The organism is Achromobacter sp. CF-sbj1-Ac2-l (genome assembly GCF_052698165.1).
On record NZ_CP199855.1, the window covers coordinates 3,657,403 to 3,674,225 of the forward strand.

At 67.5% G+C, this 16,823-nt stretch carries 16 protein-coding genes and 1 pseudogene; 7 read left to right on the forward strand and 10 right to left on the reverse strand.

Going from position 1 to position 16,823, the window contains the following annotated elements; genetic code table 11:
- Positions 1-70 precede the first annotated feature (70 nt).
- Positions 71-1,027 carry a tripartite tricarboxylate transporter substrate binding protein gene (locus ACUDCK_RS16615; RefSeq protein ID WP_244976849.1) on the reverse strand — a complete coding sequence of 319 codons (957 nt, stop codon included), beginning with the start codon at positions 1,025-1,027 and terminating at the stop codon, positions 71-73.
- Positions 1,028-1,086: 59 nt separating this feature from the next.
- Entirely contained in the window at positions 1,087-2,067 is a 981-nt protein-coding gene (locus ACUDCK_RS16620) for a Bug family tripartite tricarboxylate transporter substrate binding protein (RefSeq protein WP_175166812.1), read from the reverse strand.
- A gap of 203 nt (positions 2,068-2,270) precedes the next feature.
- Here ACUDCK_RS16620 and ACUDCK_RS16625 point away from each other — a divergent pair, with 203 nt between their 5' ends.
- The gene (locus ACUDCK_RS16625; RefSeq protein ID WP_063570071.1) at positions 2,271-2,693 is read left to right on the forward strand and encodes a hypothetical protein; all 423 of its coding nucleotides are present in this window, start codon (positions 2,271-2,273) and stop codon (positions 2,691-2,693) included.
- Positions 2,694-2,755: 62 nt separating this feature from the next.
- On the opposite strand, the gene ACUDCK_RS16630 is transcribed toward ACUDCK_RS16625, so the two are convergent.
- The 5 genes from ACUDCK_RS16630 to ACUDCK_RS16650 form a co-directional block, all read right to left on the reverse strand.
- A complete protein-coding gene (locus tag ACUDCK_RS16630; RefSeq protein WP_244976830.1) occupies positions 2,756-3,553 on the reverse strand; it encodes a hypothetical protein in 798 nt (265 codons plus the stop codon).
- Between the two features lie 133 nt (positions 3,554-3,686).
- Positions 3,687-4,862, reverse strand: coding sequence for a GGDEF domain-containing protein (locus ACUDCK_RS16635; RefSeq protein ID WP_175166810.1), 1,176 nt, complete (start codon positions 4,860-4,862; stop codon positions 3,687-3,689).
- Positions 4,863-5,006: 144 nt separating this feature from the next.
- On the reverse strand, positions 5,007-7,172 hold the full coding sequence (locus tag ACUDCK_RS16640) for a TonB-dependent siderophore receptor (protein ID WP_244976829.1): 2,166 nt from the start codon (positions 7,170-7,172) through the stop codon (positions 5,007-5,009).
- Positions 7,173-7,310: 138 nt separating this feature from the next.
- A complete protein-coding gene (locus tag ACUDCK_RS16645; protein WP_175166809.1) occupies positions 7,311-7,793 on the reverse strand; it encodes a TonB-dependent receptor domain-containing protein in 483 nt (160 codons plus the stop codon).
- 83 nt (positions 7,794-7,876) lie between these two features.
- Positions 7,877-8,791: a DUF7687 domain-containing protein gene (locus ACUDCK_RS16650; RefSeq protein WP_175166808.1), complete on the reverse strand. Its 915-nt coding sequence runs from the start codon at positions 8,789-8,791 to the stop codon at positions 7,877-7,879.
- A 16-nt stretch (positions 8,792-8,807) separates the two neighbouring features.
- Here ACUDCK_RS16650 and ACUDCK_RS16655 point away from each other — a divergent pair, with 16 nt between their 5' ends.
- A complete protein-coding gene (locus ACUDCK_RS16655) occupies positions 8,808-9,716 on the forward strand; it encodes a Dam family site-specific DNA-(adenine-N6)-methyltransferase (RefSeq protein WP_175166807.1) in 909 nt (302 codons plus the stop codon).
- Between the two features lie 41 nt (positions 9,717-9,757).
- Here ACUDCK_RS16655 and ACUDCK_RS16660 read toward each other — a convergent pair whose 3' ends face one another.
- Positions 9,758-9,970, reverse strand: coding sequence for a hypothetical protein (locus ACUDCK_RS16660; protein ID WP_175166806.1), 213 nt, complete (start codon positions 9,968-9,970; stop codon positions 9,758-9,760).
- A 59-nt stretch (positions 9,971-10,029) separates the two neighbouring features.
- Positions 10,030-10,536 (reverse strand): annotated as a pseudogene (locus ACUDCK_RS16665) (DUF932 domain-containing protein); the annotation flags it as partial.
- Between the two features lie 832 nt (positions 10,537-11,368).
- On the opposite strand from ACUDCK_RS16665, the gene ACUDCK_RS16670 reads away from it, so the two are divergent.
- A complete protein-coding gene (locus ACUDCK_RS16670) occupies positions 11,369-12,223 on the forward strand; it encodes a DUF7822 domain-containing protein (RefSeq protein ID WP_175166805.1) in 855 nt (284 codons plus the stop codon).
- A 48-nt stretch (positions 12,224-12,271) separates the two neighbouring features.
- Here ACUDCK_RS16670 and ACUDCK_RS16675 read toward each other — a convergent pair whose 3' ends face one another.
- Positions 12,272-13,225, reverse strand: a complete 954-nt coding sequence (locus ACUDCK_RS16675) for an aromatic alcohol reductase (protein ID WP_175166804.1) — start codon at positions 13,223-13,225, stop codon at positions 12,272-12,274.
- Between the two features lie 257 nt (positions 13,226-13,482).
- Between ACUDCK_RS16675 and ACUDCK_RS16680 the strand changes: the two genes are divergently transcribed.
- From ACUDCK_RS16680 to ACUDCK_RS16695, 4 genes are all read left to right on the forward strand, one after another.
- Positions 13,483-14,382, forward strand: coding sequence for a LysR family transcriptional regulator (locus ACUDCK_RS16680; protein ID WP_175166803.1), 900 nt, complete (start codon positions 13,483-13,485; stop codon positions 14,380-14,382).
- 149 nt (positions 14,383-14,531) lie between these two features.
- Positions 14,532-15,440 (forward strand): DNA/RNA non-specific endonuclease, encoded by a 909-nt coding sequence (locus tag ACUDCK_RS16685; protein WP_175166802.1) that lies wholly within the window; start codon positions 14,532-14,534, stop codon positions 15,438-15,440.
- A gap of 152 nt (positions 15,441-15,592) precedes the next feature.
- Positions 15,593-16,000: an EF-hand domain-containing protein gene (locus ACUDCK_RS16690; RefSeq protein ID WP_244976828.1), complete on the forward strand. Its 408-nt coding sequence runs from the start codon at positions 15,593-15,595 to the stop codon at positions 15,998-16,000.
- A gap of 179 nt (positions 16,001-16,179) precedes the next feature.
- Positions 16,180-16,818, forward strand: coding sequence for a hypothetical protein (locus tag ACUDCK_RS16695; RefSeq protein WP_054502244.1), 639 nt, complete (start codon positions 16,180-16,182; stop codon positions 16,816-16,818).
- The last annotated feature ends 5 nt before the right edge of the window (positions 16,819-16,823 follow it).

Consider the following 16,823-nt stretch of genomic DNA (forward strand, 5'->3'; position numbering starts at 1 on the left):
GGCCGGCGCCGCGTCCGCGCCTGGCCGGCGGCCGTGGGCATGCGGGGTCGTGTGTCCAGTGACCCTGTGTTCATTTGGCCAGCAAGCCCAGCGTGCCCAGCAGCCGGCGCATGTCGGCCAGGTCCTTGGCGACGTAGGCGTCCGCTTCCCGCGGCGACAGCGCCATCAACGCTATCGCCTGCTCCTGCATGACGCGGCGGTAGTCGGGATCGTCGTTCACGGCCCGGACGGCGTCGCTCAGGGTGCGCACGATGTCCGCGGGCGTGCCGGCCGGCGCGGCCAGGCTGTACCAGGTGGCCGCGTCCGCGCCCGCCACGCCGGCCTCGGCCAGCGTCGGCACGTCCGGCAGCAGCGGCGAACGCTTGTCCGACGCATAGGCCAGCGCCAGCAGGCGCCCCTGGCGGATGAACGGCAGGCTGGCCGACAGATTCAGCATGGCCAGGTCGGTCTGGCCGCCGACCACGTCATTGATGGCGGGCGAGGCGCCGGCATAGAGAATGTGGTTCAGCTGCACCCCGGCGACCTGCTGGAACAGCTCGGCGCCCAGGTGCGTGGCGCCGCCCACGCCGGCCGAGCCGTAGCTCCACTTGCCGGGTTCGGCCTTGGCGCGGGCGATCAGCTCGGACACCGAGCGGATGCCGCGCGACGGATTGACCACCAGCATGATGGGCTGCACCGCCACCACCGAACAGAAGGCGAAACCCTTGACCCCGTCGTACACGGTCTTCTGCATCAGCGGCGTGACCACGTGGCCGGCCGAGGTGCCCAGCAGCAGCGTGTAGCCGTCCGGCTTGGCACGCGCCACGAAGCCGGTGCCGATGGAGGCGCCGCCGCCGGGCTTGTTCTCCACCACCACCGGCTGGCCCAGGCGCTTTTCCAGCGCCCGCGCCAAGCTGCGCGCCACCACGTCGGCGGGGCCGCCGGCGGCGTAGGGATTGACCAGGATGACGGGCCGGTCTGGATAGGCCGCCGCCGCGGACGCGGCGCCGATGGACAGGGCCACCGCCGCCAGCAGGGATCGAAGCATCAATCGCATGGGATTTCCTTCCAGGGGCCCGGCCGCCGGGTGGGCCGGGAGCCGGGGCCTCAATCGGCGCGCGCGCCGGACTGTTCGATGATGCGCGCCCATTTCGCCGTATCGACGCGGATGCGTTCGGCGAAGGCTTCGGGCGTGCTGTGGGTGGTCTGGATGCCGTAGCCGGCCATGCGCTCGACCATCCGCGGCGACGTCATCACCGCCTTGATGTCGGCGTTCAGGCGGTCGATGACGGGACGCGGCGTGCCCGCCGGCGCCAGCACGCCGGACCACAGGCTGACCTCGTAGTCCTCGAAACCCGGCGTCTCCGACATCGACGGCACGTCGGGCAGCGCCGCCAGCCGCTGGCGGCTGGTCACGGCCAGCGCCCGCACCTTGCCCTGCCGGACCTGCTCGATGAAGTTGGACGAGGTGTCGATCATCATCGAGATGCGGCCGGCCAGGAAGTCGTTGATGGCCCCCGAGGTGCCCTTGTAGGGAATGTGGCGGATGTCGGCATGCGCCGCCGTCTTGAACATCTCGCCGGCCAGGTGGCTGGTGGTGCCGTTGCCCGAGGAGCTGAAGGTCAGCTCGCCCGGCCGCTGCCGCGCCAGTTCGGCCAGTTCGGCGACCGAGCTGACCTTCAGGCCGGGGTTGACCACCAGCAGGTTGGAGGTCAGGTTGGTCATCGACACCGGCGCGAAGCTGCGCTGCGGGTCGTAGCGCAGCTTGGGGTATAGCGACGGGTTGATGGTCAGCACGCCCATGGTGGAGTACAGCAGCGTGTAGCCATCGGGCGCGGCGCTGGCCACGGCCTCGGCGCCGATGGTGCCCCCCGCCCCGCCGCGGTTCTCCACCACCACGGTCTGGCCCAGCTTTTCGCTCAGGCCCTGCGCCAGCGAGCGCGCCATCAGGTCGGTGGCGCCGCCGGCCGGGAACGGCACGATCAATTTGACCGGCCGGTCGGGATAGGCCCCGGCCGCCACGGCCGCCGATATCAGGCCCGCGCCGAGCCACAGGCTGACCGCGGTCAGCGCACTTGCCATTCTCATGCTGTCTCCACCCTGGGGGTTCTTGTGTTTGCAGCATGGTAGGCGCGGGGCGGCGATGGCGCTATGCGCGGGATCGCATATCTGCTTTGTGCGGACACCGCGCGGGCCGGCGCCCGCCGGCCTGGGTAACGGCTACCCCTGAACGGCGTGCGGCCGGGATCGGGTATCGTCTGAACCTGGCCCATCCGCCCGTGCCGTTCGCAATGCCCCAACGCCCCGACCTGTTCTCGCCCCCCTCCCGCCAGCGCGCCGCCCGCGCCAATTCACTGCTGTGGATCCTCGACCCGCTCGAGCGTGATCCCGGCTATCTGCGCCGCAAGATGTTCGGCTGCGACGCCGCCTACCTGGACGGCGCGCTGTACCTGGTGGTGGCCGACCGCGACATCCCCTGGAACGGCGTGATGGTGTGCACCTCGCATGACCGCCACGCGGCGCTGCTGGCCGATATGCCGAGCCTGCTGCCGCACCCGGAACTGGGCAAGTGGCTGTACCTGCCGCAGACCGACGAGGCGTTCGAGACGCTGGCGGCCCGGTTGGTGGAACTGGCGTTGGCGCGCGATCCGCGCCTGGGCGTGGCGCCCAAGCCGCGGGCGCGGCGGCGCAAGTCCTGGCGGGGCGAGGAATAAAGCGCGCCGGCGCGCCCTTGCGCCGCGCGGCATGCCCTGACGGCAGCCATGGCCGAGTTGGCTCACATCGATCCGGCCGGGTCGCCAAACACCTCGCGCCAGGGCCGCGACAGCGCATCGGCGTCCGCCGTCGACAGGTATTGCGGCGCCCCCTGCGCCATGGCGGCGAACAGCAAGGCGTCGCTGGCCCCGTCCCACGGCGCCGCGAGCGACTCGTCGACCTCGCCGTCCTCGTCCACTTCGCGGATGAACGCGGCGTCGCCATCGACGGCCTGGGCGCGTTGCCGCAGCAAGCCGTGGATCTGCAGCAAGCCGCCATGCACGGGCGAACGCGCCCCGCCCCGGCGGCGCGCCGCGGCCAGCACGCCATACCATTCCGATTGCGGCGGCGCATCGGCAGGCGTGGGGACGCCCTCTTCGTCTTTCGACCAGCGCTCCCAGGCGCGACCGTAGCGGTCCCAGCCGTCGGCAGGCAGATCGGCGCCCAACGCCCGCGCCTGTTCGCGCGTCAGTTCGGGAATGCGGGCCAGGATGTCGACCACCGCCTGGCCGTGCGGGCCAAACAGCGTGCCCAGCGGCAGCGGTTGCAGCAGTTCGATCGCGGCGGCGCGCCAGTAGCCGGGTTGCGCCACCAGGCCGGACATGTCGCCCAGTTGCGCCACGCGCACGCGCCACAACTGCCCGGGCCAGCGGCGGCCCAGCGTCATGGTGGCAATGGATTGATCAACGACCAGCCAGGGCGGCTCGGCGCGCGCCAGGCGGACATGATTGCCGGCGCGTTCAAGCGCCATGTCGGGATCGGCGGCGTCGAACCAAAAACCGTCGCGGTCGGAGGAAGCGGAATGGGTGGGAGGCGTCATGGCCGTCATTATCGATGCAAAGCGTCGATGCAAACCGTCGATGCAAAGCGGCAGGGCAAAGCGTCGGCCCGTCCCTGAACGGCCCCGGGCATTTCGCCGCGCGGACTGAGGCGCCGGCCGCGACGGCGGCGCCTCAGTCCGCGGCGGCGCGCTCCGGCGCCAGGGCCGCTTCCAGCCGGTTGCCGCCCAGGGACTTGGCGCGATACAGCGCCAGGTCCGCACGCGACAGCGCATCGGCCAGCGGCGGCACGTCCTCGTCGAAATAGGCCAGGCCGATGCTGACCGTGGCGGCGATGCCCAGGCCGTCGACCGGGTTGGCGATGGTGGTGGCGAAGCGGCGGGCCGCCGCCGCCCCCAATTGATGGGCGCGGCGGGCGTCATCGCCCGCCAGCAGCGCGGCGAATTCCTCGCCGCCAAGGCGCGCCAGGATGACCTGCGGCCCGAGCGCGTCGCGGGCCACGGTGGCGAACGCCGCCAGCACCAGGTCGCCGGTATGGTGGCCGTAGCGGTCGTTGATGGCCTTGAACTGGTCCAGGTCGAACGCCAGCACGGCGACAGGCTCGCGCCCCGCGCTGGCCGCGATGAGGCGCGCGCCCTGCTCGAAGAACCAGCGGCGGTTGCCCAGCCGCGTCAGGTAGTCGGTCTGCGACTCGTGCACCAGTTGCACGTGGGTTTCCTCGCGGATCAGCTTGATCAGCGTCATCGGCAGCAGCACCGAATACAGCACCCCTTCGTACATGGTGATGTTGCTGGCCAGCAGTTGCACCGAGGGCCCCTCGGCGGCCACCCACCACGGCAGCAGGAAGGCGCGGCCGAAATAGATCAGCGCGTGCACGCCGGCCACCGCCACGGCGAAGTTGCGGGTTTTCGGCATCCCCATGGAATCGCAGCGCAGCAGTTCCCACGCGGTCAGGGCGCTGACGAGGGCGATGGGCAAGGCGCTGACGTATTTCCACACCACGTCCTGCCCCGCCACGCCGGCCGCCAGCCAGATCAGCGCCATGACCGCCAGCAAGCCCATCGAACGCTTGCGGTAATGGCGCCCGCTCAGCGAGGCGACGCTGTCCAGCACCAGCAGGTAACCGCCGAGGATCACCAGGTTGCTCAGCGGCGCGCCGATCGCGGCCGGCAGGTCGGCGCGGAACAAGGCGCAGATACAGCCCAGCGCCAGCGTGCCGAAACCGGCCGCCAGGATGCCCAGCGAGCGGCTGCGGTGGGGGTGGGTTCGATACTCCCAGAACGTCAGGCCGGCACTGGCCAGCAGCGTCCCGATGGTAATGAAGTACAGGGTGAGGAGATCGACGTGCATCTCGGCCGGAAAGAGGTGGCACGCCAGGAGGAAATTGCGGCGGCGTTCGCAATTTTAGGGGGAAATCCGCCGCGGATAGGTGACGGGAAAGCGGTCGCCCCGGGGGTCATAAGTCCCCAATTTGACCGCGCTCCCGGCGGGACGTCAGAACCGGTAGGTCACGCTCCCGATCACCGTGCGGCGGGTGCCGAAGAAGCAATCGCCACGGGCAAGGCAGGTGCCCACGTACTGTTTGTCGAACAGGTTGGTGACGTTCAGCGCCAGGCGCATGGGACCCGCATCGTAGGCCAGCACGGCGTCATACAGGGTGACGGCGGGCACGCCGTTCTGGCCGGTGCCGTCGTCGCTGCTGCCGTTGTAGCGCACGCCCGCCCCCGCCAGGAAGCCCGGGGTTCCCATCACGCTGAAGCGGTAGTTGGCCCAGAACGACGCCATGTGTCGGGGAATGCTGGCCAGTTGGCGCCCCTCTTCGGCCGGCGTGCCCTTGGCCACCTTGGCGTCCAGGAAGGTGTAGGTGGCCACCAGATCGACATTGCCCAGCGACGCCAGGGCTTCCAGTTCGGCGCCCTTGGTGCGGGCCTCGCCCACTTGCACGGTGTCGGCAATGCCGTTGACCACGCCGGCGACCTTGCGGTTTTTCTCGGTCATGTCGAACACGCTGGCGGTGACCGTCAGGTTTTCGCCCGGCGGCTGGTACTTCAGGCCGGCCTCCCATTGCTTGCCGCGCAGCGGCTTGAACGCCTGGTTGGCACGGTTGAAGCCGGCCAGGCCCTGGAACGATTCCGAGTAGCTCAGATAGGGATTGAGGCCGGCCTCGGAGCGATACATCAGGCCAAAGCGCTTGCTCATTTCGTTGTCATCGCGCGACCCGGACGGCGTATCGTCCACCGACGCGCGCGAGCGGTCATGGCGCAGCCCCAGCATCAGCAGCCAACGCTCCCATTCGAGCTGGTCCTGCATGTAGAGGCCCAACTGGTTGCCGCGCGAGGTCGGCGCGCTGACCGTCGAGGTGGGCGGCGTGAAGTTGCCGTACACGGGGTTGTGCACGTCGATGGGCGCGACCGTGCCGCCCACTCCCTGGCGCGCATCCAGCACGGAACGCTGGTAGTCGATGCCGGTCAGCAGGGTGTGGCGGATCGGGCCGGTCTGGAACTTGAACTGGCCCTGGGTGTCGACCACGAACTGCTTGAGGGTCGGCTGGTTCTGGTAGATCACGCGGCGCAGCAGCGTGTCGCTGCCCGGCACCCAGCCGTGGCCGGCGCCGTTGAAGCCGGCGGTGTAGATGCTGCGATAGTCGACCTCGCTGTGCGTGTAGCGCAGGTTCTGCCGCACCGTGACGTTGTCGTTGAAGGCGTGCTCGAACTGGTAGCCCACCGCGCTCTGCCTGGCGGTGTACTTGTCGAAGTCGGGTTCGCTGACGAAGAAGTCCTGCGGGATGCGGCCGGCCGGCGTGCTGGTGAGCGTGCCGCGCCACGGGAAGAAACCGACCATCGACCCGCTATTGTCTTTCTGGAAATTGGCCAGCAGCGTCAACGAGGTGGCGGCACTGGGCCGCCAGGTCAACGACGGCGCGATGAAATAGCGGTCGTCGTCGACGTATTTGACCGAGCTGTCGCTGTCGCGCCCCAGCGCGACCACGCGATACAGCCACTTGCCGTCTTCGTCGATCGGGCCGGTGAGGTCGGCCTGGATCTGCTTGCGGTTGTGGTTGCCGTAGCTGACGCCGATCTCGCGCATCGCTTCGGGCTGCGGCCGCTTGCTGATCTGGTTGACGATGCCGCCGATGGCGCCCTGCCCGTACAGCATGCCCGACGGCCCGCGCAGGATCTCGATGCGCTCCAGCGCGTAGGGATCGGGCCGGGTGTTGTTGTAGGACCCCACGGCGTTGAGCAGGCCGTCGAGGTATTGGGTGGAATCGGTGCCGCGGATCTTGATGGAGTCGCCGCGATTGTCCGGCCCGAACGCGCCGGCCGTGACGCCGGCGGTATAGCCCGCCGCCTGCTGCACCGACTGGGCGCCCTGCAGCGTCATGCGATCCTGGGTGATGACGCTGATCGACTGCGGCGTTTCCATCACCGGCGTGTCGGTCTTGGTGGCGGTGGCGGCGCGCTTGGCGACAAAGCCCTGCACGGGGCCGACCGCGGTCTGTTCGACATCGCTGCCCGTCACGGTGACGGCGGGCAAGTGGACCTCGGCAGGGGCGGACTGCGCCAGGACGGCGCCCGGCAGGCCCAGGCCGAATACGATCAAAGGCAATTGCCGGGCCCGGAAATGCACCGGGCGCCGGCGGGACGAAAGGCGTACAGCCATGGAAACTCCGCTCGCATGTGAATGGCAATAAGAACCAGTCTTATTACATGTTGAGGCGGAATTATAGTCACACTGTTTCAGCGGAATGCCAGGAAGCGATCATCGCGGCGCTGGAGGCATTGGCCCGCCCTGGCCCGGTCAGAAGCGGTACGTCACGCTGCCAACCACGCTGCGCCGGGTGCCGAAGAAGCAATCGCCGCGCGCCAGGCAAACGTCGACGTAGCGCTTGTCGAACAGATTGGTGACATTGAGCGCCATCCGCATCGGTCCCGCATCGTAGGCCAGCACGGCATCGTACAGGGTCACGGCCGCCATGCCATTGTGGCCGGTGCCGTCGTCGTGGGTGCCGTTGTAGCGCGCGCCGGCCCCCGCGACCAGGCCCGCCACGCCGAATGCGCGGAAGCGGTAGTTGGCCCACAACGATGCCATATGCCGGGCGATGCCGGACAGTTGCCTGCCCTCTTCGGCAGGCTTGCCCCTGGCGACGCGGGCATCCAGGTAGGTGTAGCTGGCGATCAGGTCCAGGTCGCCCTGCGAGGCCAGCGCCTCCAGCTCCAGGCCCCGGGTGCGCGCCACGCCGGTCTGGACCGAGGTGGGGATGCCGTCCAGCAGGCCCGGCACCTTGCACGGGCGTAGCCATCGGAGCTATCACCTCTGAAAACGACGACGCCCGACAACGCGGGCTCCATTTCACGCTGACTAGGTCAAATCAGCGACTCCTGACTGTCATCCTCAGCGCTCTCATCTCCACGGATTTGGGGCTCGTACCCGTACTGGGCTCGCGCCATCGCAATCCACTCGTCCACGAGAACAGGCAGCCGCTCGACGACTTCGTAGCCAAAGAGTGCTTCGTCGACGTAGCCCATGTGCAGCATGTCGACGATACGACATAGGTAGCTGCGCCCCTTGACCCACCACGTGTAGTGAGCATCGAGTGCCAACATGTGTTGGATGTTTCGGCCCTCGTGCTCACGCATCTCCTCGAGTTCCATGCCATCCAGCAGGGTCTCGTAAACACCATCTGCCACCCTGGAGCCGAAGGTGGTCGTCCAATAGTATTCTTTGATTTCCCAAATGGCGACCGGGTTGACGATGCCCGGTAGTGCACCGTCAACCCGGCGCGAGAGCGTGCGCAACGGCATCGAGTTGTGGGTGAACGTGGTCAGCTGACCAGGGTTCGAGTTGAAGCCCTGGTGGCCGACTTTGCTCTCGATAATCATGTTGACGATGCCAGTCAAGTATGCCGGCTTTTTCATGTCCCCAGACTGCTTGTTCATAGTAGGAGCCAGTCGAGGCTGCAGTCTCGCCTTCAGTTCGCTGTATACTTTCTCGGCCTTTGTGGCGTCCATGAGTTGGTACTGGACGAAGTTGTCCAGCACATCTGCGCGGTACTCGAAGTACTGGCACAGCTTCAGGCCAAAGTCCGTCAAACTCCCGTTCGGGAACACTAGATGGTCGCTCGACAGTCGAAGCTTGCGGAAGGCTGCGACAATGCCCCCGGCGTTCAGAGCCTTGATGCCACCTGTTCGGCGATCGGTGTACTGTTGAGCCTCGGAGATGGAGCGCACGTGTGCCCAGAAGCCCTTAGGTAGGCCCAGAAAGGCCGGATTTGCTTTCAATTTAAACCTCTCCTCTATGTTGAACACCCCGGAATATACACAGGTTTCACTGTTCGACAGCCAAGTGGAAACACCACAGCCGGGCGTCCCTGAACTCAAGGGGCAACTGCTCAAATGGGTTGGCAACAAGCAAAAGTTTGCGGTCGAAATCATCAATAAGTTCCCGCGCCAATTCGGCACATACTTCGAGCCATTCCTGGGGAGCGGCGGTGTGCTGGCGACCTTGGCACCCAAAAAGGCCGTGGCCGGTGACGTGTTCAAACCGCTCATAGAAATATGGGAAAAGCTGCACGACGACACAGAAGGCCTCATAGAGTGGTACAGCGAGCGCCACGCGCTTATAGACAAGCTGGGGAAAAAGGAAGCCTACGAACAGGTACTGGCTAGCTACAACGCCGGCGCCAACGGTGCTGACCTACTGTTCCTAAGCCGCGTCTGCTACGGGGGGGTGGTGCGCTTCAGGAAGTCCGACGGCTACATGTCCACGCCGTGTGGACCTCACAAACCGATGCCGCCTGAGAATTTCGCAGACCGCGCCCGCATTTGGGCCGCTCGCACTCGCGGCGCCGAGTTCTGCCACTCCGACTTCGCCGAGACCATGGCGCAGGCCAAGAAGGGTGACATGGTTTACCTTGATCCGCCCTACGTCGATAGCCAAGCAATCCTCTACGGGGCGCAGTCGTTCTCGTACCCGCGCTTGTTGGAGTCGATAGCTGACTGCAAGAAGCGCGGCGTTTACGTCGCGCTGAGCATCGACGGTACAAAAAAGTCTGGCGACAAGACGGTCGAACTACCAACCATCGAAGGTCTTTTCGAGCGCGAGGTGATGGTGCGCCTTGGATCGTCGATGCTGAAGCGGTACCAGTTGAAAGACCAGACCGCTGAAGACCACCACGTTGAGGACCGCCTGCTCCTGACTTACTGACCGAGAGAAGCCCCCGCCGGATGCGGGGGCCCTTGAATAAATCAGGACATCTGGGGCAGCAGCTGGGCTGCCAGTACCTGTAGAGCGGCGATGCGGCCCTCGCGCGTGCCCGGCACGTTCTGCATGCCAAGTTCAGTGCAGAGTTCGCTGATGGCCGCCTCTGTGAGGGGCATCTCGAACTGATGCAGATGCGCGTGTAAGATGAGTTGAAGGCAAAGCCGTTTGCGCTCGCCTCGCGGAACGTTCCTTTTCATGTATGACCTCCTTGTCGTTGGTGACAAGAGGTCTCGCAACCCAATAACGCGCAATCCTTGGCATCGCTCGATTCCTGCACCCAGTCGAAACCGTGCAGGACTTCGTAAGCGTCCTCGATGAACTGCGCCGCCACGTCGCCCTTGTGCGGCATGCGCACGTCGGCCACGGTGTCGCTGCGAACAAGGCCATTGCTGCAAACAAACCAGAGCATTCCGGTCAGCATCTGATAGCTGCAGATGCTGTCATGGGAGTTCAGCAGGATGATTTCGTTGGCCTCGCGGCCGTTGATCTGGCTCACGTGGTACAGCCGGATCATGTGCCTAGTGTAGTCGCGGAGGTTGTCTTGGCGCGCGCGGGTTTGCGTCACCATGAAAGGCTCGAAGCTTTCCACGTTCAGTTCTTGCAGCACGGTCGCGGTCTGGATATAACCGTACCGCTGCGAACGGCTCTGATGCGGCGCGTCCGCGAAGATGGACGGGACGACGCGGTGAATTTGTTCGTCCGACAGCGGGTAGTCGCTACGCAGCGGGAGGAGGCGGGAAGCGAAACGGCATGCGAGTTGCATTGTCTTTCTCCTAACAAAAGAGGTTTGCTGTTCACACCGCACACCAGCTGGCATGCATGACGGCGCTGCCGCTGTTGCGTCCCAGCGCCACCAAGCGATATAGCCCTGTGCCGTCGGCATCAAGCGGTCCGTGAGATCCTCCTGGATCTGCTTGCGGTCGTGGCTGCCGACGCTAACGTCGATCTCGCGCACCACCTCGGACTGCGGCCGCTTGCTGACCAGGTTCACGATGCCGCTGCTGGACGCCTGGCCGTACAGCATGCCCTGCGGCGTGTCGAGCACAGCCGTATCGGTCTTGGTGGCGGTAGCGGCGCGCCTGGCGACGAAGCCACGCACCGGGCCGGTGGAGGTTTCCTCCAGCGCCGTCCCCGGCATGGTCACTGCGGGCAGATGCACGGCAGGCATGTCATGCTGCGCCTGCGCGGCGGCCGACAGGTCCAGGCCGACCACGATCAGGGGCAGGCGCCAGGCGGTCACGGGTGCGGACGCGCGGCGGGCGCGGAATGGCGGATGTGCGCTCATCGGCTCCTCGGTTTTTCACCACTAAAATAATGACAATCGATCTCATTATTATGATTGAGACCCACCCCTGAACTATCGCCGCCAGGACACCACGGATAGTCCGACTTTTGCCCGCAAGGGAACTGCTGCGCGCGCCGCGGCGCCTGCGCTGGCGTTCGTGGAAATACTTGGTGGCAAAAGGTGTCAGCCTGCAATGGCGCGCGCCCCCGGCTGCGGTTCAATACCGCACGTTGTCGTTTTGCCTGTCGTTGCCGGCCCGCCTGGTGGCTCGCGCCGGCATTCCACTCCCCTTTCCGAGGCCCCGATCGCCATGGCAAATCGTTCCTACCTCTACAGCCTGAGCAACCGCCCCACCCACTTCACCGACCGCCCGGAGACGATTTCCGGCTTGTCCGAATGGCCCTACGCGGTGCCGTTCATGTACCGGCTGTTGATGTCGGGGGATCCACAGCTGTGCGCCTCGCTGATCTCGGATGGACTGGAGGACGAAGAACCGGACCAGCGCACCCGGCTGCCCGCCATCAGCAGCACGTTCGAGCCGGGCCTGGCGCGGGTGAAACGCTTTGCCGAGATCGTGCGGACCGCGCTGGCCACGCCCGCCGCCGCGCCGACGGCCGCGCCCGCGACGCCGGCGCCGGCCACGCAGGAACCCGCCTCGCTGCTGGGCAAGCTCAAGCGCCTGTTCTCCTCGGATGACGCGGCGCCGGCCGGCGCGGCCAAGCCCGCGGCGCGGGGCCGCGGCCCGACGTCCGTGACGCAGCTGCTGGAAGCGCTGGACGAAACCCTGGTCTTTCTCGAAGCGCACCGCAATGAATACCTGCTGCTGGAGACCATCGAGCTGGAACTGATGATGGAATCCGAAGAGGCCGCACTCAAGGCCAACGCGGAAAAGGAAATCGCGCGCTGCCGCCAGGCCGGCGCGGCGCTCGATGCGCTGCCGGCGGATCCCGCCGAGGCCGGGCGCCAGCTGCTGGCGGCCACCGTCGAACGGGGCGAGCCGCCGCTGGACGCCTTCCATGGCCTGCGCCTGGACGACGGTTTCGACGGCAGCCACACCGGCAATACGGACTACGTGCTGGGCCTGGCGTGGAGCGACGTGCTGTACTTCGCGCTGCACAACCGCGAGGAATTCGAGACGCGGCAGGCGCAGCCTGACGAGGATTGACGGCCGCGCCCGCGGCCCGCGAGGCGGTCTGGACCGAGGACCCGGCGGCTATGCGCCTTGCGCGCCGGCGGCCTGGCGCAATGCCGGCCGGTTTTCCCGGATCCATTGCGTCAGCCCATGCACCGCGATGCCGCGCTGCGCATTGAACGTGCGCGCCGGTTCCCACGCCACGCCCCGCCCCTGCGCGAACACGGCGCGGTATTTGCGCATGCCGTCATCCGGCGCGGCGGCCAGTTGCCGTTCCAGTTCCGGCACGGTCCAGACATGGCGCGTGATTTCGATGTCCAGCTCGTGCGCCACGCGCTCGGCCAGTTCGCCGTAGGTCACGGTGTCGCCGGCGACATGGACGGCCTGGTTGGCGATGCGCGGCTCGGCCCACAGGATCTCGGCGGTCAGCTCGCCGATGTCTTCGGCGGTGGTGAAGGTGACGGCGGTGTCCCAGCCGCCCAGCGCGTTGACGCGGCGGCCGGCCAGATCGACCACGCCGAACGACGGCTCGAACAGGAAGCTGGTGAACATGCCGGTGGAGACGATGATCCATTCGGTGGCGCGCTGCGCCCGCAGCATGTCGCGCACGTCGAGCTGTTCGTCGAACAGGTCCTGCGGGCTGCCGCGGCCGATGGCGTCGTAGTCCACGCCGAACTGCCAGGGCACGAAGCGCCCGACGCCGCCGGCCAGCGCGGCCTGCGCGATCTTGCGCTGCACTCCCGGGCCGCCGACAAACCCGGTGCACGACACCACGGTATCGAAGCGGCCGAATGTGGCGGCCAGTTCAGCGGTCGATTGCGCGACCAGGTCGCCTTCGACGATGCGCACGCCCAGGGCCTGCAGCTCGGCCAGGTCGCGCTGCTTGCGCGGATCGTCGGAGCGCGGCCCCGCCGGCCGCAACAGCACCGACAGGGACACGCCGGCATCGCCCGCGGCGCGGCGCGCCAGGCCGCGCAGCATGGCCATGCCGAGCTGGCCCGCGCCCAGGACCAGGATGGCGTTGTGATTCAACATGGAAACTCCGGGGAAATGATTCAGGGAAGGCACCACGAGCAGCGGCGGCTGACATGCCGCCAACGTCCGCGCTGCCGGCATGCGGGCAGTGTAGGAGCGCGCCCCGCGCCCATTGTTCGGCGCGCCTGAATTCACAACGCGCGTTGCCCGAACCCGTCGCGCCCCTACACGAGCCGGCCCGTATCGAGGCCGATCCACGCGCCGCGCGAACCGCTTAACATTCCCCTTCCCCAGCGCATTCCCCAAGGCTCCCGTCCATGGACAAACTTCAAGCAATGGCGACGTTCGTGCGCGTGGTGCAGGCGCAAAGCTTCAGCAAGGCCGCCGAAACGCTGGCGATGCCGCGCTCGTCGGTGACCACCACCATCAAGAACCTGGAGGCGCACCTGGGCACGCCGCTCCTGCGGCGCAGCACCCGCAGCCTGAGCCTGACCGACGCCGGCGCGCGCTACTTCGCGTCGTGCCAGGCCATCCTGGCCGACATCGCCGAGGCCGAACACGACATGGCCGCCACCACGCAGGCGCCGCGCGGCCGCGTGCGGGTGGACATGCCGGGCGTCATCGGCCGCGCGCTGGTGGTGCCGCGGCTGCGCGAGTTCGAAGCGCGCTATCCGGACATCGAGGTGGCGCTGGGCCTGAGCGACCGGCCGGCGGACCTGGTGTACGAAGGCATCGACTGCGCCATCCGCAGCGGTCCGCTGGCCGATTCGACGCTGGTGGCGCGCCCGCTCGGGCGGCTGGCCTGGCTGACCTGCGCGGCGCCAGCCTACCTGAAACAGTTCGGCGAACCTGACTCGGTGGCGGCGCTGCCAGGCCACCGCATCGTCAACTACCTGTCCAATGCCAGCGGCCGGCCGCTGGACTGGCGCTTCCGGGTCGACGGCGAGGACATCGCGCTGGCCCTGCCCGGCCGCTATTCGGTCAACGAGACCGAGGCCTATCTGCACTGCGGCCTGGAGGGGCTGGGCCTGATCCAGTTGTCCGAGCTGGCCGCAAGCATCTACCTGCGCAGCGGACGCCTGCGCGAGGTGCTGGCGCAGGCGCGTTGCGCGCCGGTGCCGATCGCCATCGTCTATCCCCAGGCGCGCGCGACGGCGGCGGTGAGGACGTTCGTGGAGTGGGTCATCACGATCGCGCGGCAGGACCTGCCCGCCTGAAGCGCGCCAGCCGGCGCGGCCTCGGCGGGTGCGACATCGCATCGCCCGCGGCGCCCATGCCGCACGGCGTGACAAATCCGTCACTCATCTACAATCCGGGGTCACCTTGGCCGGCCCGCATGGCGGCCGGTCCGTAGCCCCCAGGTAGCATGACCCGCGCGAAGAAACCCGCTCCCAGAAAGAGAAGCTCCCCCTCCCGATCCCAAAGCCGCGCCGCCGGCCGCGTGCCGCGCTTCCTGCGCGCGCTGATCGTCACCTCGCTCGCCAGTTTCGGCGCTGCCACCTATGTGCTGCATCCGCAATGGAAGATGCCGGCGGCGGTTGGCGACCTGCTGTCGCGCCTGGAATGGCCATCGCTGCAGCGCAGCGCGCCGGTGGCCCTGCCCGCGCCCAACGCGGCGCTGGTGCAGACCGCCTTCAGCGACTGTCCGCAGTTTTTCCCGAATGCCCAGCCGCCCGCGGTGCCCGCCGCGCAACGCTTGCGCGAAGTCTGTTTCTCCTCGTTCGCCATCCTCCACAACGGCTCGACCAAGACGCCGGTGTTCGTGGCCGAGCGGCTGAACCGCGAGAACCTGGCGCAGGCCAAGGGACTGCACCGCACCGACAAGTTCTACGCCGAGGCGCGGGTGCCGCGCGCCGAGCGTTCGGAGCTGGATGACTACCGCGGCTCGGGCTACTCGCGCGGCCACATGGCGCCGGCCGGCGACATGGCCACGCCCGAGGCCATGGCGCAGAGCTTTTCGCTGGCCAACATGGTGCCGCAGGACCAGAAGCACAACGCCGGCCCCTGGAGCCGCATCGAGCAGGACACGCGCCAGTACGTGATGCGGGCGGCCGGCGATGTGTACGTCTTCACCGGCCCGGTGTATGACGACCGTCCCAAGACCATCGGCGCCGGCGTGGCCGTGCCCACGTATCTGTACAAGGTCGTGTACGACGCCACCACGCACCGCTCGTGGGTGCATTGGCAGGCCAACAGCGCCAGCACCAAGGCCGGGCCGCCGATCGGCTACGACGAGTTCGTCAAGCGCACCGGGCTGCGGCTGCTGCCGCAATAATCGCGGCCTGCACGCGGCCTGGCGCGGCGGATTGGTAACCGAAAGATTGCATCCGGCGCCGGCGTCGCCGCTTCAGGCAAAATGAGCCGCGCGCGGCCACGGCAACGCCCCCGCCTGACAGCATGGCCGCCTTTCGGAGAACAAGGAGAATCATGAAACACGCCACCCTGATGGCCAGGCTGGTCGCGGCGATGCTGTTGACCGGCCTTGCGGCCAACGCGATCGCGGCGTCCGATAACGCCGCCGCCCCGGCCGCGCCCGCGAAAGCCGCCCCCGCCAAACCGGCCGCGCCCGACGCCGCCATCGAGCCCGCCAACCACGGCCCCATGAGCGAGCAGGAATACCTGACCCGCATGGAAGCGGCGTTCAACAAGCAGGACATCAATGCCGACGGTTATCTGACCCGCGGCCCGCTGCTGCAGGAAGCCACGCCCGAGCAGATCACCGCGATGGACACGGATGGCGACGGCCGCATCAGCAAGGCCGAATTCCTCGCCTATGCCCTGAAGAATTTCCAGGCCCGGCCGAAGTACGAAAAGAACCACTACGCCAAGCCGTGAAGGCGCGCGCGGGCGGCTCCCGACGCCGCCTGCGCTGCCAAGTTAACGATTGGATACACAAGACGGAAATCGCAATTACCCCGTCGCGGCCACGTGCTAAGTTACGTCCCCAGTTGACGGCGCCATCGCCCGCGCGCCGGCGACAGCGCGCTTTCCCCCTTCCTTTCTTCACGACAATCATGCACAAGAACCAAGATCGCGCCCCGGCCCTGGCCGGCAAGAAACGGATAGCCGGCCTGCTGGCGCTGGGCCTGGCCCTGGCCACCGCGGCCTCCGCCACGCTGGCGGGCGATCTGCCCCCGCGCGGCGGCGCCGCTGCCCAATCGCAGGGCCAGACGCAGATGCAGACCCAGCAGCCGCCCGCGCAGAACGACGGCCGCCTGCCGCCGCGCGGTTCGGCGCAGACGCAGAGCCAGGCGCCGGCGCAACCCCAGGCCCAGGGCGCGCAGAAAACCGAGATCAAGGACCAGGCCGCCTACGAGCGACTGCTGCATAACAGCGGCATCAGCGTGCAATGGCTGTGGACCGACGCGCGCGGCAAGCTGAAGGCGGTGGACGAGAACGACGTGGTGCGCCTGGAAGGCGGCCACGCCAACGAAAACGGCTCTGTGACGATCAAGGGCCAGGTGCTGTCGATCTCGGCCGACCGCTTCACCTTCCGCGGCACCATCCTGATCGTGGACGCGCCGGACAAGGGCCGCCGCTGCGAACGCACCGGCGACTACGAGTTCCGCGCCACCGGCAAGCGCAAGTACTGGCGCCTGCAGCAGATGGAAGCGTGCGGCGGCCTGACCGACTACGTCGACATCTACTATTGATCGAC